We start from the raw sequence: 20,610 nt of genomic DNA on the forward strand, positions 1-20,610 counted from the left end.
AATATATTTTTTAGAAACTCCTAAGGAGTTTCATCCTTAACTTCAAACTACTAACTAAACTAAGTTAAGTTATTCTTTTCCTGTTTCGTATGAAGAGGTAATTGAATTAGGAAAGTTTAGCATAGTGCAATCTTTCATGATTCTTTTATATTCATATTCTAAATATTTAAATGTAACCTTAACTTCACCATTATCATTAATTTCAATAAGTGCATAAGTTGGATTTGGTTTTCCTATTTTAGGTTTTCCCACACTTCCAACATTAATTAATAGTTTATTATTATATTTTTTAGCAAATGGAATATGAGTATGTGCACAGACTAATACATCGCCTTCATATTGTGACATAATTTCTTTAGTCTTTTCATCATCTTCAAAAAGATAATCGTTAATTGCGTTTGGACTACCATGAGTTAAAAGCATGTTTACACCATTAAAAGTGTATTTTAATGAGGTTGGAAGTGAGTCTAAATAGTATTTATTAGCAACTCTAACTTCTTCACAAGCCCAAGGTAGTGCAAATGAATTTATCGCTGTATTTCTAATATAGGTAAAATCTCCATCTACGACAGAAGCGTCATAGTTTCCTTTTACACAAGGTATTTCTCTTCTTTTTATTAGTGCTACAACTTCATTAGGATGAGGACCATATCCAACTAAATCTCCTAGGCATATTATTTTATCAACATTTTGTTCATCAATATCTTCAAGTGTTTTCATTAGTGCATATATGTTTCCGTGAATATCTGACATGACTGCTATTTTCATTTTGTTATCCTCCACCTTTTGATTGAAACCCTAAATTTCTATGACTCTATTAAAATTAAGGTAGTTATTATAAAATAATTATATCACTATAAAGAAAAAAAATACGATAAAAGTTATAAATAATATTATGGATAATATAAAAAAATTAAGTTATGATAAAAATAATAAAATAAAGATACAATATGGAGGTAAGACATGAAAATTTCAAGAGTTACAAAGATATTATCACAAATGGAAGAAAGTAAAATTCCACAATTAATTATAACTTCAGCAGAATCAATTTTTTATTTAACAGGAAAGATGATTCATTCAGGAGAAAGATTAGTTGCATTATATTTAGATGTTAATGGTAATCACAAGTTTCTTGTAAATAAGCTATTTCCTATTAATGAAGATTTAGGAGTAGAAATTGTTTGGTATGATGATATTGAAAATCCAATAGATAGATTAGAGAAGATAGTAAAACAGGGAGAAGTTTTAGGCGTTGATAAAGATTTACCATCTCATTTTTTAATAGACCTTATGGGGAGAAATGTTATTAAGGCCTTTGTAAACTCATCACCTATAATTGATAGATTAAGAATGATAAAGGATGAAGAAGAAATTAAAATAATGAAGGAAGCTTCTAAGATAAACGATGCAGTAATGCTAAAGCTTTGGAGTAATTTAAAAGAAGGTTACTCAGAAAAATATTATGCAAATCTTTTATCTGAAATATATGAAGAAGAGGGTGCTTCAGGATTTTCATTTTCTCCAATTATAGCTACAAGTCCTAATGGTGCAGATCCACATCATGGAACAGGTAAGGATAAAATAAAAGTTGGAGATAGTGTTGTTTTAGATATTGGTGGAAGATATAAAAATTATTGTTCAGATATGACTAGAACTGTATTTATAGGTAAAGAACCAAGTAAAGAGCATGCTCATGTATATAACATAGTAAAAAGTGCAAATGAAAAAGCTATTTCTATAATAAAGGAAGGGGTTAAATTCTCTGATATTGATAAAGCTGCTAGAAATTTAATTACTGAAGCTGGTTATGGAGAATATTTCACTCATAGAACTGGACATAGTATAGGTATTGAAGTTCATGATTTTGGAAATGTTAGTTCAGTAAATGATGAAGAAGTTAAAGCAGGTATGATATTCTCAGTTGAACCTGGAATTTACTTAAAAGATAACATAGGAGTTAGAATTGAAGACTTAGTTCTTGTAACTAAGGATGGCTGTGAAGTATTAAATACTGTTACTAAGGAAATAACTGTATTATAGTTTTAGAGTAATGAAAAGTTAACAATATCATAAGTAAATGAGATTTTAATTTAGAATATTATTATGAATAAAATTAATCAACTTACTCAAAATATAACTATATTTAAATAAGGGGATTAATTTTAAATGTATAGTAGTATATTATTTAGCACAATAATTAAAGGTATTTTGATATATGTTTTAGCACTGATTCTTAGTAAATTAATCGGTATAAAAATTATTTCGCAAATGAAATTTTTTGATTTTATAATGGGTGTTTCTATAGGATCAATGATTGCTAAAATTATAATTGATAAGGATCATGTAGTTCTTTCTGGAACTATAGCATTAATAATTTTTACATTGTTAACTATAGCAACTAGTTATTTAAATTTAAAAAGCTATACAGCTAGAAGGATAATAAATGCTAAAACTTTGATATTAATAGAAAATGGACGTATTATTGATAAAAATATGAAAAAACTTAGGATTTCAATAAATGAACTTATGATGAAGTTAAGAGAAAAGGATGTTTTCAATTTAGAGGATGTACAATTTGCAATTATGGAGAGTAATGGTCAATTATCAGTTTTAATAAAGGCTAATAAAAAGCCAATAACTCCAGATGATATGAATTTAAAGGTAAAGAGTCTTTCTTTAATAAATGATATTATAATTGATGGAAAAATAATAGATAAGAATCTCGAAATAGCTGGTATAGATCAAAATTGGTTACAGTCTGAACTTAAAAGGAAAATTATAAATAATATTGAAGATATTTTTTATGCCGGTATAGATCAAAATAAAAAGCTTATTATTTCACAAAAGTACCCTGATGATTTTAATATAGAAAACAAGTTTGGTATAGAATAAATGTTAAAATAATTAACTGAGTTGCTGAAAGAAAGTAAGGTTATATAAATAACAAAGCTACACACTAATTTGTGTGTAGCTTTGTTATTATATTATTTCAATTACTTTATTCATTAATTTTATAAAATCATTTTTAACTTTAGCAGAAGTTTCAATAACTTCTTCATGGTTTAATGGTTGATTTAAAATACCAGCAGCCATATTTGTTAAGCAAGAAATACCAACTGTTTTAATTCCACTGTGGTTTGCAACAATTACTTCTGGAACAGTAGACATACCTACAGCATCTCCACCCATAATTCTAGCAAATCTTACTTCAGCAGGAGTTTCATATGTAGGTCCAGAGAACATTACATATACACCTTGTTGTAATTTAATTTCTAATTCTTTAGCTGCTTCTAAAACTTTATTTCTAAGTTCTAAATTATATGCTTCAGACATATCTGGGAATCTAGGTCCAAATTCATCAATATTATGTCCAAATAATGGGTTTGAACCAGAGAAATTAATATGGTCAGTAATAAGCATTAAGTCTCCTGCATTAAAGCTCTCATTAACTGCTCCAGCAGCATTAGTTACAATAAGCTTTGAAACCCCTAATAATTTCATTACTCTTACAGGAAAAGTAACTTTATCTAATGAATAACCTTCATAATAGTGGAATCTTCCTTGCATAGCAACAACTTGTTTATTACCAAGCTTACCTATAACTAAACGTCCAGCATGACCTTCTACTGTTGAAGTTGGAAAGTTTGGAATATCAGCATAGTTATAATATTCAGCATCTTCTATAGCATCAGCTAATGAACCTAATCCAGAGCCAAGTATTAATCCGATTTCAGGTTTATACTTACTTTGTTTTAAAATAAAATCAGCAGAAGCTTTAATTTGTGTTAATAAATCCATTAAAATCACCTCGTTTTTATCTTTTAGTTTATTTATTTAAAAGCATTTCTCCTACTTTAACAACATCTCCGGCACCAACTGTAAGAACTAAATCTCCAGATTCTACTTTAGATGCTAAGTAGTTAGCTGCTTCTTCATGGCTATGAACATTAATGCAATTTAATCCTGTCTTTCTTATAGCATTTCCAAGTTCCTCAGAAGATACTAATCCAGTGTCTTTTTCACGTGCAGCATAAATATCCATTAAAATTAATTCATCTGCAGAAGCAAAACAAGTTGTAAACTCATCAAAAAGAGTTTTAGTTCTAGTATAAGTATGTGGTTGGAACACACAATAAGTTTTGTTATGCTTAATTAACTTTGCAGTAGCTAATGTTGCTTTTATTTCAACTGGATGATGAGCATAATCATCTATTATAGTAGCTCCTTTAAATTCACCTTTAAATTCAAATCTCTTATGAGCACCCTTACAGTTAGCTAACCCTTCAATAATAGCTTCTGTTGGGATATTTAAAATTAAAGATGTACAAATTGCAGAAAGGGCATTTAATATATTATGCTTACCAGTTGTATTTAAAGTAACATCAAATAATGATTTTCCATTCTTGCATACTGTAAATGAAGCACATCCCTTATTATTAAATGAAATATTAGTAGCTGTTACGTCACCTTTAGTAAAACCATAGCTTATAGTATTACATTTTGCATATTTTAATACTTCTTCAACTCTAGAATCTTCAGCACATCCAACTAGATAACCATCAGATGGAATTAAGTCAGAGAATTTTTTAAATGTATCTTCTATATGATTTATATCTCTGTAATAATCTAAATGATCAGCATCTATATTTAATATAATTCCTATATATGGGAAGAATTTTAAAAATGATGCTTTATATTCACATGCTTCTGTAACAAAGTATTCACTTTCTCCAATTTTAAAGTTACCGTGAATAGCATCAACATCTCCACCTACTAATATTGTAGGATCTAAATCTGCACTTAAAGTTATATGTGAAAGCATAGAAGTTGTTGTTGTTTTACCATGAGTTCCTGCAACTGCAACATTATATTTATGGCCTTTCATTATATAACCTAAGAATTCTGCTCTATCCATAAGTTCTATATTTTGATTTTTAGCTTCTATTAACTCAGGGTTAGTAGAAGAAATTGCAGCCGTATATACTACTAAATCAACATTTTTTAAGTTTTCACTTCTATGACCTATGTAAATTTCGGCGCCAGATTTTCTTAATTTATTTAAAACTTCTGATTCTTTAGCATCAGAACCAGATACTTTATATCCTTTTGTTAATAGGACAGCAGCAAGTCCACTCATACTAACTCCGCCAATTCCTATGAAATGCACTTTTTTATTTTTATCTGTATTTAAATCAAAAGACAAGATATCAACTCCTTTAATTCTATTAATAAATGTATATTTATAATTATATACAAATTTGCTAGGTTGAACACAAAAAATAAAAAATATATAAAATAATTTCTTATAAATAGGAACAAAATTATATTAAGAATATGTTTAAAATAGAAAAAAGTATAAAGAAAAAAATTATAGATTTAATAATATATAAAATAATATTAATAATTTATAAAGAAATAAGCTAAAACCTATTGATAATATAACTAATTTAGAATAAAATATGAATATTCGGAATGAGGAAATTGAAATAATTCGTGTTTTTGAGAAAATAAGGAAGGTGAGTTAGGTGGAAAAATTAAGTAGAAACAATAGAGTTGTTGCCATAACAAAGATATTAATAGAAACTCCTAATAAGGTTATTGGGTTAAATAGATTTTCGGAATTGTTAAATGCTGCCAAGTCTACTATTAGTGAAGATATAGTAATAGTAAGAGAAGTTTTAGAAAAATTAGAAATGGGTTCAATAGAAACAATTTCAGGTGCAGCTGGAGGTATTAAATTTATTCCTGCTATGGGACAAAAGGCAAGAGAAGAATTTGCAAATGAATTATGTAAAGCTTTATTAGAAGAGGGGAGAATTGTACCAGGTAATTTTGTGTATTTAACTGATATAATGTATAACCCTCAAATTGTAAGTAAAGCAGGTGTAATACTAGCATCTCATTTTCAAGGTATGGATTTAGATTATATAGTAACAGTAGAAACAAAAGGAATTCCTTTAGCATATGAAGTTGCTAAGAGCTTAGGAATAGAATTAGTTATAATAAGAAAAGATAACAAGGTTACAGAAGGATCAACAGTTACAATTAACTATGTATCAGGAACAAGTGGAAGAATACAACAAATGGCATTAGCTAAAAAATGTATGAAGCCATCTAGTAAATGTGTATTTATAGATGATTTCTTAAGAGGTGGCGGAACAGCTCAAGGAATAAAAGACCTTTTAAGTGAATTTGATAGTGAATTAGTTGGAACAGGTGTATTAGTAGATAATGTTGGAATACAAAATAAAAGAACTGATGAGTATGTTTCAATTATTGATTTAGAATATGATAAAGAAAATAATAAGCTTATAGTAAATCCATCAGAATTAATAAAATAGAATTAATTTCAGTTGCAAAATAATAAATTTTTAAAATAGTGGAAAATTTTAAAAAAAATTAAGTAAAAAAAAGGATTTTTAAACTTTTTATAGAAATATATTTATTATAAAGCAACTGGAGGTGGAGTGAAGTGACAATCACAGACGTTAGAATCAGAAAGATAGCAGCAGAAGGAAAAATGAAAGCTATAGTTTCTGTAACATTTGATAATGAGTTTGTTGTCCATGATATCAAAGTAATAGAAGGACAAAATGGTTTATTTATTGCAATGCCAAGTAGAAAGACACCAGATGGGGAATTTAAAGATATTGCTCATCCAATAAATACTGATACTAGGGAAAAAATTCAAACTTCCATATTAAAAGCTTATGAAGAAGCAATGGAAGAAGAAAACGTTGTTATAAGTGAATAATATTTTAAATAAAAGGAGTATATGGATTAGCATATACTCCTTTTAATTTATAATTAATTTGAAGTGTTGAAATACTTTAGTTAATGCAATATAATATATAGGAAATATGAACGAACGTTTTTAAAAAAAGATTAGGTTTTGTCCATTAAATTTATTGAGAGGTGAGTTAATGTATAAATGTGCTTTAATATTAGCAGCAGGTCAAGGGAAAAGAATAAAATCTGATTTACCTAAAGTTTTACATAAAGTTTGTGGAAAAGAAATGGTTAATCATGTTATTGATACATTAAGAAAAAGTAAAATAGAAGATATAAACGTTATTGTAGGAAAAGGTGCAGAATTAGTTAAGTCTAATACTAGTTCTAGAAATGTAAGCTACTCTCTTCAAGAAGAGCAGTTAGGAACAGGGCATGCAGTTAAATGTGCTATGGAATTTTTAAAAGATAAAAGTGGTACAGTAGCAGTATTTAATGGAGATGCACCTCTTATAAAAGAAGATACAATAGTTAAATTATTTAAGATACATGAAGAAAATAATAACAGTGCAACAATTTTAACATCTATTTTAGATGATGCTTCAGGGTACGGAAGAATTATAAGAAATGGGGATGAAGTATTAAAAATAGTTGAACATAAAGATTGTAATGAAGAAGAACTTAAAGTAAAAGAAATTAATTCTGGAATTTATTGTTTTGAAATTGAAAAGTTAGTTGAATGTTTAGGAAATCTTTCTACTAATAACTCTCAAGGCGAATATTATTTAACTGATGTAATTGAAATGTTAAAAGACAAAGCTGAGAGAGTAGGAGCTCTTGTAATAGATCATGAAGAAACATTAGGTGTTAACTCAAGATTACAACTTTCTGAAGTTGAAGCTATTTTAAGAAAAAGAATTAATAATAAGCATTTAGATAATGGAATTACTATTATAGATCCGATGACAACTTATATTGGAGCTGATGTTGAAATAGGGCAAGACACTATTATTTATCCTGGAAATGTATTAGAAGGTAATACTAAAATAGGAAAAGGGTGCACATTATTCCCTAATTCAAGAATTAATAATAGTATAATTGGAGAAAATGTAGAAATACAATCATCAGTAATTTTAGATAGTTCAGTTGGTAATAATACTACAGTTGGACCATTTGCTTATATTCGCCCAGAATCTGTGGTGGGAGATAATGTAAGAATTGGTGATTTTGTTGAGATAAAAAAATCTACTATAGGTAATAATACTAAAGTATCTCATTTAACTTATGTTGGAGATAGCGAAGTTGGAGAAAGCTGTAATTTTGGATGTGGTACTGTTACAGTAAACTATGATGGAACAAATAAACATAAAACTGTAATTGGAAATAACAGTTTCATAGGATGTAATACAAATTTAATTTCACCAGTTACAATAGAAGATAATAGCTATATAGCTGCTGGATCAACAATTACAAATGATGTTCATAGCGGTGAACTTGCTGTGGCAAGAGCTAAACAAAGAAATATTGAAGGCTGGGTAGATAAAAGAGGTCTTATTAAGAAAAAATAATATAAATATTTACTATAAGATAAAAAAGTGACAAGTAATGTTGCAAATTAAGGAGGGTCTCACAATTATGATAGCTCATGGAAAGAAAATTAAAATATTTACAGGGAATTCACACCCTGAATTAGCAAAGGAAATCGCAGATTTATTAGGATTACCATTAGGAAATGCAAAGGTTTCTACATTTAGTGATGGAGAAATTTCCGTAGATATCAATGAAACTGTAAGAGGGGTTGATGTATTTATAGTTCAATCAACAAGCTCACCAGTTAATAATAATTTAATGGAATTATTAATTATGATTGATGCATTTAAAAGAGCATCTGCAGGAAGAATTACAGCAGTAATACCATACTATGGATATGCTAGACAAGATAGAAAAGCGAAATCAAGAGATCCGATAACAGCAAAATTAGTTGCTGATATATTAACAGCAGCTGGAGCAGATAGAGTTTTAACTATGGATTTACATGCTGCTCAAATTCAAGGATACTTTAATATACCAGTTGATCACCTTTTAGGATCACCTATTTTAGCAAAAAGTTTTGTAGAAAGAGGATTTAGTGATCAAGATGACGTAGTTGTTGTATCACCAGACTTAGGAAGCGTAACAAGAGCAAGAAAGTTTGCTGATAAGTTAAATGCACCAATTGCTATTATTGATAAAAGAAGACCAAAAGCAAATGTTTCTGAAATAATGAATATTATTGGAGAAGTAAACGGAAAGAGATGTATCTTAATTGATGATATGATCGATACAGCAGGAACAATAGCAAATGCAGCAAATGCACTTAAAGATTTAGGTGCAAAGAATGTTTATGCATGTTGTACTCATGGAGTGTTATCAGGACCAGCATTTGAAAGAATTAATAATTCTGCTATTGAAGAATTAGTTATGTTAAATACAATTCCACTTCCAGAACAAGAAGGATTAGAAAAGTTTAAATCAATTTCTGTAGCTCCGTTATTTGCAGAGGCAATTAAGAGAATATATGATGATGAACCAATAAGTAAATTATTTGAGAACTAATAAAAATAAGCTGTTGTAAATGCAACAGCTTATTTTTTTAGTCTTTTTTAAATAATGTGTTACAAATGTAAATTTTATTGAAATTTTATTAGAGTTTTTTAAATTATAGTATAGAATATTAGTTAAGGAAGGTGAATAAAAATGGATGATAAGTTAGGAAAAGTATTAATAGTAGATGATGATATTCATATTAATGAACTTATAGATATGTATTTACAAAGTGGGGGATATAGCACTAAAAAATGTTTTAATGGAAATGATGCATGTAATATTGTAATGACAGAGGATATCGGATTAGTAATATTAGATGTTATGTTGCCAGGAAAAGATGGTATTGATGTATTAAAACATATAAGAAAAAATAGTGATATTCCTGTAATAATGCTTACAGCAAAGGGAGAGGTATTTGATAAAGTACTTGCTTTAGAATTAGGAGCAGATGATTATATGGTAAAACCATTTGATCCAAAGGAATTATTAGCTAGAGTTAAGGCTGTAACAAGAAGATATGCAGTGGATAATCAATCAAAAGATGTTATTAAATATTCAGATTTAACTATTGATATTGGAGCATATGAAGTAACGTATAAAGGAAAAAATGTGAAATTAGCACCAAAAGAGTTAGAGTTACTTCATTTTATGGCCAACAATCCAAATAAAGTTTTTACTAGAGAACAGCTTATGTATGAAGTTTGGGGATATGATTACCCAGGAGATTCAAGAACCGTTGATGTACATATTAAAAGATTAAGAGAAAAGGTTAAAGGTGGAGATGAGTGGGAGCTTCAAACAGTATGGGGTGTTGGATATAAGTTTGAGGTGAGATAGTGAAGAAAAATAGCATAGTAAGAAAGCTAATAATAACCTTCTCTTCTATAACTGGTGGATTATTAATATTAGTAGGATTGGTTTTAACTATTTGGTTTTATAAAAATGATTATAATGGAACAGTAGAATCATTAAATAAGCAATTAGATGTTGTTTCTGAGGCTGTTGGTAGCTATTTAAAGTCTCAGGAAGGAAGCTATGAAGAAATTGGTAGACTATTGGAAATAGCCTGTTTAAGCAATAATATGGATGGGATTATTGTAGATAGACTTGGATATGTATATATAGTTTCAAATAGTAAATACGACTATCTTAAATACACCAATATTGATATAAGTTCAAATAAAGTGCCAACTTCAAATAAGTTGGAGTATTCAAAGAAATTAATAAAGGATTATTCAAATGAAAATCTAGGTGCTTTTATAAAGCCTATTTATTCAAATGAAAAATTAGATGGATATATTATTATGCTTCAAGAGGAAAAAAGAAGTGTAAAACATACCATAATTATTATATGGGTTGCTGTTATCTTAGCGGTTATAGTTGCTGCAGCTATAGTAAAGTATTTTGCTGAATTGCTAGTTGTTAAGCCTATAGAAGAAATAAATAATGCTGCAAAGAGGTTGGCAAAGGGAGATGTAGATGAAAGAGTTAAGGTGATTAATGATAATGAGATAGGAGAACTTGCTCAGTCATTTAATATAATGGCGCAATCTATAGAAGAATCAGATATTATAAGAAAAGAATTCATTTCAAACGTTTCTCATGAACTACGCTCACCAATTACATCTATTAAAGGCTTTATTGGTGGAATATTAGATGGTGTCATACCTAAAGATAAGGAAAATTACTATTTAAAAATAGTATACGATGAAATTGATAGGTTAGCACGATTAGTAAATGATTTATTAGATATGTCAGCTATGGAATCAGGAAAATTTAATTTAAATATTTCTGAATTTGACATTAATCAAACAATAAGTTTATGTATATTAAACTTAGAAAGTAAAATACAGGCCAAAGGGTTAAATGTTAAAGCTATTTTTCATGAAAATCGTTGTTTTGCAATAGGAGATAGAGATAGAATTCTTCAAGTTGTAACTAATTTATTAGAAAATGCAATTAAGTATAGTGAAGATAATGGGCAAATAGAAGTAAATATATCTACAAAAGGTGAAAAAATATATGTAAGCATATTTAACTCTGGAGAGACTATTTCTCCAGAGGATATTAATCATATTTGGGATAGATTTTATAAAAGTGATAAATCAAGAACGAATAAAATAAGTACAGGACTTGGTTTACCAATAGTAAGATTAATTTTAACGCAGCATAATCAAGATGTATGGGTAAATAATGTAGAAGGAAAGGGTGTTAAATTTACTTTTACATTGCAAAGAAATAGTTAAAAAATATTAATTTAGGATCAAAAATTAGTTCTAATATTAATTTTGAAATACTTATAGTGTTTAATCATTATAGATATTTTATAAATGCTTGGAGGAAGATATGAAGTTTGGAAGAAGTAAAGAAAGAAAAATATCACGAACTCCACAAGATAGGATAGCTAATATAATTTTTGAGAAAAAAAATACTACTCAAGCAAGAGTTAAGATAGGCGTTAAAATAATTCTATATCTTGTTACAGCTAGTTTTTTAGGGGCAATTATTTCAGGAATAAATGTTAAAAATAAATATGGGGAAGTAATGCAACAGGTAAAAGAATTAAGTGATAATGCGGATAATGTTATATTAGATTATACAAAAGTTATAAATGAGGTATCTCCATCTTTAGTTACTATTAGTGATGATGAAGATAAACTTAATAATAATAGTTATTTTGATGGAAATGTAACAGGAATAATAATTGATGATAGTGGAATAATTTTAACTAATTATTCAACAATAAAAGGAAAAAGTGATATTTATGTAAAGTTATCATCTGTTGCATCAAGGCCAATTAAAGCACAAATTTTGATTGAAGATGAAAGTATTGACTTAGCGGTTATAAAAATAGAGTTTGATGGAGAATTAAAGCCTATAAAGTTAGCCGATTCAAATACTATAAAAGAAGGTCAGGTGATTGTTGTTTTAGGAAATGCAATTGGAGATGAATATATAGGAAGTTCGATTCCAGGAATAATAACTTCAAAGAATGAGAAGTGGGATTTAGATGGAAAAAAATATTCTCTATTACAAATAAGTGCACCCATTGATGAAAAGAATACTGGAGGAGCTATTTGTAACTCAAAAGGTGAATTAGTTGGTATTGCTCATTTGTCTATAACAAATGAAAAAAATGAATCTGGGCTTTATTATGGATTACAAATGAAAGAACTTCAAGAAATGATTAATTCAACAAATAGATTTAAGAGTCTTTTGGGAATAGTTGAAGGTGGAATTGTAGTCGATAAGGAAAGGGGATTTAGTGGATTTTACATACAGGAATTATCTAAAGGTGGAAGTGCATATATGGCAGGGATTAAACCCACAGATATAATTGTTGAAATTGATGATCATGAAATTGTAGAGGCTGATGATATAATAGTAGTATTGCAAGATAAACAAAAAGATGATATATTACACTGCAAGGTCTTAAGTGACGGCGAAATGAAGTATGTAGATATTAAAATATTAAGCTAGATGATTTAGGCTAATTCTAACAGGAATTAGTCTAAATTTTTGCTAAAAAAAATGGTATAATATAAAATAGTCTAATTTGAAGTAACGGAGGAGTTTAAATGTTTTTAATTGTTGGATTAGGAAATCCAGGTAAAGAGTATGATGGAACAAGACATAATATAGGATTTGCTGCAGTAGATTATATAGCAGATAAGTATAATATAGAATTAAATAGGATAAAATTTAAAGGTATATTTGGAGAAGGATTAATAAATGGGAAGAAAGTAATTTTATTAAAACCAACTACATATATGAATTTAAGTGGGGAAAGTATTAGAGAGGTAGTTAACTTTTATAAAATAAGCAACGAAGAAGTAATAGTAATTTATGATGATATTAGTTTAGAAGTGGGAAGACTAAGAATAAGGGAAAAAGGAAGTCATGGAGGGCATAATGGAATAAAAAGCATTATAGCTAATTTAGGTACTGATGTTTTTCCAAGAGTGAAAATTGGTGTAGGTGCACCTAAAGGGAATTTGGTTTCACATGTATTGGGGAAATTTAGTGATGATGAAGTAGAAATATTAAGGGAAACAATAAAAGCTTCAAGTGATGCTGTAAGTATAATGATTAGTAAAGATACTAAAGAAGCAATGAATAAATTAAATGGTTTTAATGCAGGTAAAGAGAAGTAAATAGGGAATATGGAAGGTGATACAATGAGATTGCAGGGGCTATTACAACCCTTAATTGAAAATGAAAAATTTATTGATATTTCAATGGGATTAAAGACGAAAACTTTTCCTATAAATATTGTTGGGTTATCAGAATCAGGAAAAAGTTATATTATAGATGCTATTTCTAATGAAATAGATAATTCCTTAGTTGTAGTAACACATAATGAAATAGAAGCTAAAAATTTATATGATGATTTAAGTTTTTATTCAACTAATGTGTATTTTTTACCTATAAGAGAAGTTGTATTTTATAATGTTGATGCTATTTCGGGCGATTTAAGATGGGCTAGGCTAAAGGTTATAAAAGAAATACTTAATAATAAAAATAAAAAGATAATAGTTACTTCTATAGAAGCGATGACAGCATTATATACACCAAGAGAAAAATATTTAAGTTATAGTATTAATATAAAAAATGGTGATGAGGTAGATTTAAAAGAGATTTCTACTAAATTAATTGAGTGTGGATATGAAAGAGTTGAAGTGGTAGAAGGTAAAGGTGAATTTTCGTTTAGAGGAGGGATACTTGATGTTTTCCCTCCTACAGCTGTTTATCCATATAGAATTGAATTGTTTGGTGATGAAATAGATTCGATTAGAACTTTTAATATAGAGTCACAACGTAGTATTGAAAAAGTTAAATCAATTGATATTTTTCCAGCAAAAGAAGTAATTGTTGATGAAGAAGCAAAAAAAAGAGCTAACGACACAATTATTAGTGAGCTAAATTCTATATTAGAAAAGGCAAATAATAAAAATAGTGAACAAATTGAGAAAATATCAAGAATAGTAAATAAAAATTTAGAAATGTTAAGTGAAACATCTACTTTTGAAACTGTTGATAGTTATTTACCTTTCTTTTATGAGAAATCAGAGTCGCTTTTTGATTATTTGGATGGATATACATTTGTAATTGATGATTTGAAGAGATGTGAAGGAAAACTTGAAAGTATCTACTATGAATTTAATGAAAATTATTTAGCGTTTCTTCAAAGAGGGGATATTTTACCATCACAAAACAAATTACTTATTGATAAAGATGAATTATTAGTTAATTTAGAAAAGTCAAACGTTATTACTTTGAATACTTTTGAAAATAAAACAGATATATTATATCCAAGAAAAAATATTGAATTTAAGCAAATTACATCAAATAGTTATAATGGGCAATTAGATTTATTGATTGAAGATATAAAATCAAGAAAGGAAAATGGATATAGGACATTAATCTTAGCTGGAACTAGAACTAGAGGTGAAAGATTAGTAAAGACATTAAGAGATAGAGATGTTGAAAGTGTTTATAAAGATGATGTTGACTCTATTGAATTAGGGCAAGTTGTAGTTACTTTTGGTAATCTAGTAAAGGGATTTGAGTATCCAGATTTAAAAATTTGTGTAATATCGGATAAAGAAGTATTTGGTGAAGCTAAGAAATCTCTTCCTAAAAAAAGCAGTAAGAAAAAGGGCGTTGGAAAAATTACTAGCTTTGCAGAATTAAAACCTGGAGATTATGTTGTACATGCAAATCATGGAATAGGTGTATTTAAGGGAATAAAGCAAATTGAGATTGCAGGAAATACAAGAGATTATTTAGATATTGTATATGATAAAGGTGATAAGCTTTATGTACCAGTAGATCAACTAGATTTAGTTCAAAAGTATATTGGTAGTGAAGGAAAAAGCCCTAAAATAAATAAACTAGGTGGAAATGAATGGCAAAAAGCTAAAGCAAAGGTAAGAAAATCAATAAATGAAATAGCTGAAGATTTAGTAAAACTTTATGCAGCTAGAGCAGCTTTAAAGGGGTATAAATATTCTAAAGATACTGAATGGCAAAGACAGTTTGAAGATGAGTTTCCATACGAAGAAACACCAGACCAATTATCTTCATTAGAAGAGATAAAGCATGATATGGAATCAGATAAGCCAATGGACAGATTGCTTTGTGGTGACGTTGGATATGGGAAAACAGAGGTTGCGATAAGAGCAGCATTTAAAGCTGTAATGGATGGAAAACAAGTTGCATTTTTAGTTCCAACTACAATATTAGCTGAACAACATTATAAAAATTTAGTTAAAAGATTTTCAGATTTTCCTGTGAAAATTGATATGATAAGTAGATTTAGAACAGCTAAGCAGCAAAAAGCAACGTTGCAAGCGTTAAAAGAAGGTAATGTTGATATATTAATAGGAACTCACAGATTAGTATCAAAGGATATTGTTTTTAAAGATCTAGGATTATTAATAGTTGATGAGGAGCAAAGATTTGGAGTTGCGCAAAAAGAAAAAATAAAATCAATTAAGAAAAATGTTGATGTATTAACATTAAGTGCAACACCTATTCCAAGAACGCTTCATATGTCATTAACAGGGGTTAGGGATATTTCGGTTATTGAAACGCCACCAGAAGAGAGATTTCCAATTCAGACTTATGTTGTAGAGCAAAATGATCAGCTTATCAGAGATGCTATATTAAGAGAAGTGGCAAGGGATGGCCAGGTTTATTTTGTATATAACAGAGTCGAAAGCATACAAGGAATGGCTAAATATATTAGTGAATTAGTACCAGAATGTAAGGTAGGAATAATTCACGGGCAAATGACTGAAAAAGAATTAGAATCTGAAATGATTAAGTTTATGCAGAGGGAATATGATGTTTTAGTCTGTACAACTATTATAGAAACAGGTATAGATATTCAAAATGTAAATACCATGATAGTAAATAATGCTGATAAGATGGGATTATCACAATTATACCAATTAAGAGGAAGAGTTGGACGTTCTAATAAAATTGCATATGCATATTTTATGTATACTAAAGATAAGGTATTAACAGAAGTTGCTGAAAAAAGATTAAAAGCATTGAAGGATTTTACTGAGCTTGGATCAGGATTTAAAATAGCAATGAGAGACTTAGAAATAAGAGGAGCCGGAAATATGATGGGCTCATCTCAACATGGACATATGGCAGCTATAGGATATGATTTATATTGTAGAATGCTTGAAGATACAGTTAAGTTAATTAAAGGTGAAATAGAACAAGAACCTATTGAAACAACTGTTGATATTAAAGTTGATGCATATATTCCATCATCATATATTGAAGATGAAATTCAAAAAATTGAGGTTTATAAAAAAATTGCTGCAATTGAAAATATGGATGATTATAAAGATATAAAGGATGAGTTAGAGGATAGATACTCATCAATTCCTGAAGCTGTATATAATTTGATGGATATTGCATATGTTAAGAGTTTAGCTAAAGTATTATTAATTGAAGAGATAAAAGAAACACCTAAAGAGGTAAGATTTAAGTTCCCAAAAGGATATAAAAAAGTTAATGATATTTATCACATATTAATGAAAAAATATAAAGAAAATGTTGTTTTATACTTTGGAGAAACTCCATTTTTTGCTGTGAAAGTAAATAGTATTAAGCGTGAGGAAATATTAGATTTTTATAAAAAACTTCTTACTGATTTAATTAAAAATTCACGTAAAAAATAGACAGTAGAATTTGAATAAAAAGGATATAACTGATATACTAGGGTATGTAACAAATTATTATGAATGTAAAGTGAGGGAAATAAATTGAGAAAGATAAAAAATATAGTAGCTATTGCAACAGTTGCTGTCATGGCATTTTCAATGGCTGGTTGTAAGATGATAGAAAAAACTCCAGAAGCTATACAAAAGACTGTATTGGCGAAGGTTGGAAGTGACAAAATTACTATGGCAGATGTAAATAGTGAATTACAGGCTGATATAGACTATTTAATTGAAACTTATGGTGAAGATTATGAAAATAATATAGATGATACATTAAAAGCTAAATTAAAGAGTGCAAGACAAAGTGTTCTTGAACAATTAGTAGATAATAAAGTATTAATCACTAAAGGAACAGAGCTTGGATATATTCCATCAGATGAAGAATTAGCAACTGAAATAGAAACTGAAAGACAAAACTTTGTTGAGGCTTATGGCGGAGAAGATAAATTAAAGGAAGCTTTAGAACATTACGGAATGAGCGATGAGAAATTTAATTCTTTCCTTGAAAATTTAGTAAAAGTTCAAAAAGTTACTGAGGCAATAACAAAAGATGTTACTGTAACTGATGAAGATATTGAAACTTACTATAATGAAAATATAGAGGATTATACTAAAAAAGCTGGAGCAAATGCTAAGCATATATTATTTAAAACTGAAGAAGAAGCAAAAGCAGCTAAGGATAAAATAAATTCTGGTGAAGCTACTTTTGATGATATATATGCAGAGTATGAAGCTAATGCAACTTCAAGAACTTTCCCATTATCAGAAGATTTAGGATATGTTGAAAATGAGCAAGAAAACTTTGATACTGACTTCTTAGCTGGATTTAAAGTATTAAAAGAAGGTGAAATTTCAGATCCTGTTCAAAGTTCATTTGGATACCATATAATAAAGGTTGAGGGAGTTCAAGCTGAAGATACAGTAACTCCACTTGATGAAGTAAAAGATACTATCAAATCAACTTTAGAAAGTCAAAAGAAAGAAGAAGTATATAATTCAACATTAGAACAATGGAAAAAAGATTTAAATGTTAAATTATATGAAGATAGACTTTAATTTGTAGTAAAAAGTCAAACAAGATTATAAAAATCTTGTTTGGCTTTTTTTATTATTATAAATAATAAATTGAATTTTAGGGAAATTTATTATTGAAGATATGGAAGATATTATTTTAAATTTTCACAATTATTATTTGAATTTAATAATTGTAAAATTACCATAGACTTCATATAATTCCTCTTTAGATAGGAGAGGATAAATATTGGGTATATGTGTATAAAATTTCTAATACTTCAAATAATAATAATGCAGTTAATCATATAACATAATTAAGGAGGTAACTCATAGTAATGAAAGCTACAGGAATAGTAAGACGTATTGATGATTTAGGAAGAGTAGTTATACCAAAAGAAATTAGAAGAACATTAAGAATTAGAGAAGGAGATCCATTAGAAATATTTACAGATAGAGAAGGTGGTGTAATCTTAAAGAAATACTCACCAATAGGAGAATTAACTGATTTTTCTAAGGAGTATGCTGAAAGCTTGCAACAAGCAATTGGACATATTGTTTTAATTGCTGATAAAGATGCCTTTATATCAGTAAGTGGAGCAACAAAGAAAGATTATATTGAAAGAAAAATAAGTTCAGAACTAGAATCTATAATGGATGGTAGAAAACCTTCTATCATAACAGAGAATAGTAAAACAATTCCATTACATAATGATGAGGACCCAGGAGAATATACAAGCCAAGTGATAGCACCAATAATTGCTGAAGGTGATGCAATTGGAGCTGTGCTTATTGTATCAAAAGAATCTGGAGATGTTTTTGGAGATTTAGAGTTAAAATTAGCTGAAACTGCAGCAGCTTTCTTAGGAAAGCAAATGGAACAATAAATAATACTAGACATATTACAATATTTGTTAAATATTTATACAATATTTGTAATAATACCTCTAAGCTTTAAATAAAAATTAGTAGTAGTCAGTAATTTGAGTTTGGAGGTATTTTATGAAGAAGCAATCTCTTATAAAAGGAAGCTTGGTATTGGGAATGGCTGGAATGTTAGCAAAAGTATTAGGCTTTTTCTTTAGATGGCCATTAATTATGTTAATTGGTGATGAAGGAATTGGATATTATCAATTATCATATCCTTTATACATGTTTTATGTAGGAATGGCAAGTGGGGTTCCGGTAGCAGTTTCTAAAATGATATCAGAAAAAAATGCTGTTGGAGATGTAGAAGGAAGTTATGAAGTTGTTAAAGAATCTTCTTTTTTGATGATAACGTTAGGGGTAGGAACTTCATTGATATTATTCTTTTTTGCAAAGCCAATTATTAGTTTCTTAAAATGGGATATGAAATCTTATTACTCATTAATAGGTATATCTTTTGCACCGATGATGGTTTCATTTGTTACTATATTTAGAGGTTTCTTTCAAGGACTTCAAAATATGACACCGTCTGGAGTATCACAGATATTAGAGCAAATAGGAAGAGTGATAATTGGAGTTGGACTAGCCTATCTTCTTTTTAGCAAGGGAATTGAATATTCCGCAGGAGGAGCTGCTTTTGGAGCGGCAGGAGGAGCTTTTATTGCAGGAATATATTTGATTATAAAGTATAGGCATGTAAAAAGGGAAATGGGAATAAGAAGGGTTAAAACTAATCCAGAATTATTAAGTAAAATATTAAAGATTGCAATTCCAATTTCTATTGGTGCTACAGTAGGAACAATAATGAATTTAATAGATTCTATATTAGTGCCACAAAAACTAGTTGAATCTGGTGTTGCAAATGCAACGGCTTTATATGGACAACTTACTGGTAAGGCTGCTGTATTAGTTAATATACCTTTAACATTATCAGTAGCAATTTGTACATCATTAATTCCGATAATAGCAGAAAACTATATACTAAACAGAAAAGAAGAAATGCAAAGTAAAATTAATATTGCAATGAAATTATCAGCAGTTATTGCATTGCCAGCTACATTAGGAATGTTTTGTTTAGCAGGACCTATAATGAAGTTAGTATTTTTTGATAGATATGAGGGAATTGAAATATTAAGATATTTATCAATATCCATACCTTTTGTTATTGTAACTCAAACGACAACGTCTGTTTTACAGGCTACAAATCATTATATAAGGCCAGTTATAAACCTAGTAATAGGATGTATTGTAAAGGTAATCTTAACTACAATATTAGTTCCAATACCAGAAATAAATATTTTTGGTGCTGTAATAGCAAGTATTTCTGCTTATGTAGTAGTTACTATATTAAATCTTATAGCACTTAAAAGTAAAATTAAATGTAAAGTAAGTATTTATGATTCTTTTATAAAGCCGGCATATGCATCAGTTGCAATGATAGTAGTAGTCTTATTTAGCTATGATTTTATAATGAAAAAAATAGACAGTAACAGTATTTCTTGCTTATTATCAATATTTATGGGTATTATTATATATATAATAGCTATTCTACTTTTTAAAGTATTTAATGTTGATGAAATAAAAAATGGATTAGTAAGAAAATGATGTAAGG

17 protein-coding genes are annotated in these 20,610 nt (G+C 28.4%); 14 read left to right on the forward strand and 3 right to left on the reverse strand.

The features are described 5' to 3' along the window. Positions 1 to 69: 69 nt before the first annotated feature. Positions 70 to 768: a metallophosphoesterase gene (locus tag HCG70_RS08665; protein ID WP_042400103.1), complete on the reverse strand. Its 699-nt coding sequence runs from the start codon at positions 766 to 768 to the stop codon at positions 70 to 72. Positions 769 to 963: 195 nt separating this feature from the next. Here HCG70_RS08665 and HCG70_RS08670 point away from each other — a divergent pair, with 195 nt between their 5' ends. After that, positions 964 to 2,040, forward strand: a complete 1,077-nt coding sequence (locus HCG70_RS08670) for a Xaa-Pro peptidase family protein (RefSeq protein WP_042400101.1) — start codon at positions 964 to 966, stop codon at positions 2,038 to 2,040. 126 nt (positions 2,041 to 2,166) lie between these two features. Next, positions 2,167 to 2,892 carry a DUF421 domain-containing protein gene (locus HCG70_RS08675; protein WP_055292148.1) on the forward strand — a complete coding sequence of 242 codons (726 nt, stop codon included), beginning with the start codon at positions 2,167 to 2,169 and terminating at the stop codon, positions 2,890 to 2,892. Between the two features lie 87 nt (positions 2,893 to 2,979). Here HCG70_RS08675 and HCG70_RS08680 read toward each other — a convergent pair whose 3' ends face one another. Together HCG70_RS08680 and murC are read right to left on the reverse strand one after the other, a co-directional pair. Continuing rightward, entirely contained in the window at positions 2,980 to 3,798 is an 819-nt protein-coding gene (locus HCG70_RS08680; protein WP_042400097.1) for a purine-nucleoside phosphorylase, read from the reverse strand. A 28-nt stretch (positions 3,799 to 3,826) separates the two neighbouring features. Next, positions 3,827 to 5,203: a UDP-N-acetylmuramate--L-alanine ligase gene (gene murC / locus HCG70_RS08685; protein ID WP_042400094.1), complete on the reverse strand. Its 1,377-nt coding sequence runs from the start codon at positions 5,201 to 5,203 to the stop codon at positions 3,827 to 3,829. Positions 5,204 to 5,525: 322 nt separating this feature from the next. Between murC and purR the strand changes: the two genes are divergently transcribed. From purR to HCG70_RS08745, 12 genes are all read left to right on the forward strand, one after another. Then, positions 5,526 to 6,341 carry a pur operon repressor gene (gene purR, locus HCG70_RS08690; protein ID WP_042400092.1) on the forward strand — a complete coding sequence of 272 codons (816 nt, stop codon included), beginning with the start codon at positions 5,526 to 5,528 and terminating at the stop codon, positions 6,339 to 6,341. 131 nt (positions 6,342 to 6,472) lie between these two features. Next, positions 6,473 to 6,754, forward strand: a complete 282-nt coding sequence (gene spoVG, locus HCG70_RS08695; RefSeq protein ID WP_042400088.1) for a septation regulator SpoVG — start codon at positions 6,473 to 6,475, stop codon at positions 6,752 to 6,754. Positions 6,755 to 6,923: 169 nt separating this feature from the next. Continuing rightward, positions 6,924 to 8,297, forward strand: coding sequence for a bifunctional UDP-N-acetylglucosamine diphosphorylase/glucosamine-1-phosphate N-acetyltransferase GlmU (glmU, locus tag HCG70_RS08700; RefSeq protein ID WP_042400086.1), 1,374 nt, complete (start codon positions 6,924 to 6,926; stop codon positions 8,295 to 8,297). 67 nt (positions 8,298 to 8,364) lie between these two features. Then, positions 8,365 to 9,324, forward strand: a complete 960-nt coding sequence (locus HCG70_RS08705) for a ribose-phosphate diphosphokinase (protein ID WP_042400083.1) — start codon at positions 8,365 to 8,367, stop codon at positions 9,322 to 9,324. Between the two features lie 141 nt (positions 9,325 to 9,465). Further along, positions 9,466 to 10,152 carry a response regulator transcription factor gene (locus HCG70_RS08710; RefSeq protein ID WP_042400081.1) on the forward strand — a complete coding sequence of 229 codons (687 nt, stop codon included), beginning with the start codon at positions 9,466 to 9,468 and terminating at the stop codon, positions 10,150 to 10,152. Then, complete coding sequence (locus HCG70_RS08715; protein ID WP_042400078.1) at positions 10,152 to 11,561, forward strand: HAMP domain-containing sensor histidine kinase; 1,410 nt, start codon at positions 10,152 to 10,154, stop codon at positions 11,559 to 11,561. The genes HCG70_RS08710 and HCG70_RS08715 overlap by 1 nt, the downstream gene beginning before the upstream one ends. Positions 11,562 to 11,661: 100 nt before the next feature. Continuing rightward, positions 11,662 to 12,795, forward strand: a complete 1,134-nt coding sequence (locus HCG70_RS08720; protein WP_042400075.1) for a S1C family serine protease — start codon at positions 11,662 to 11,664, stop codon at positions 12,793 to 12,795. A gap of 98 nt (positions 12,796 to 12,893) precedes the next feature. Beyond that, on the forward strand, positions 12,894 to 13,469 hold the full coding sequence (gene pth / locus HCG70_RS08725) for an aminoacyl-tRNA hydrolase (RefSeq protein ID WP_042400072.1): 576 nt from the start codon (positions 12,894 to 12,896) through the stop codon (positions 13,467 to 13,469). Between the two features lie 24 nt (positions 13,470 to 13,493). Continuing rightward, positions 13,494 to 17,018, forward strand: a complete 3,525-nt coding sequence (mfd, locus tag HCG70_RS08730) for a transcription-repair coupling factor (RefSeq protein WP_055275444.1) — start codon at positions 13,494 to 13,496, stop codon at positions 17,016 to 17,018. 84 nt (positions 17,019 to 17,102) lie between these two features. Continuing rightward, on the forward strand, positions 17,103 to 18,116 hold the full coding sequence (locus HCG70_RS08735; protein ID WP_082423937.1) for a peptidylprolyl isomerase: 1,014 nt from the start codon (positions 17,103 to 17,105) through the stop codon (positions 18,114 to 18,116). A 293-nt stretch (positions 18,117 to 18,409) separates the two neighbouring features. Further along, entirely contained in the window at positions 18,410 to 18,958 is a 549-nt protein-coding gene (gene spoVT / locus HCG70_RS08740) for a stage V sporulation protein T (protein WP_042400064.1), read from the forward strand. Between the two features lie 115 nt (positions 18,959 to 19,073). Further along, the gene (locus HCG70_RS08745) at positions 19,074 to 20,603 is read left to right on the forward strand and encodes a polysaccharide biosynthesis protein (RefSeq protein ID WP_221697688.1); all 1,530 of its coding nucleotides are present in this window, start codon (positions 19,074 to 19,076) and stop codon (positions 20,601 to 20,603) included. Positions 20,604 to 20,610: the final 7 nt, after the last annotated feature.

This window comes from Clostridium sp. K04 (genome assembly GCF_019734375.1).
Classification (GTDB): Bacteria; Bacillota; Clostridia; order Clostridiales; family Clostridiaceae; genus Clostridium; species Clostridium saudiense.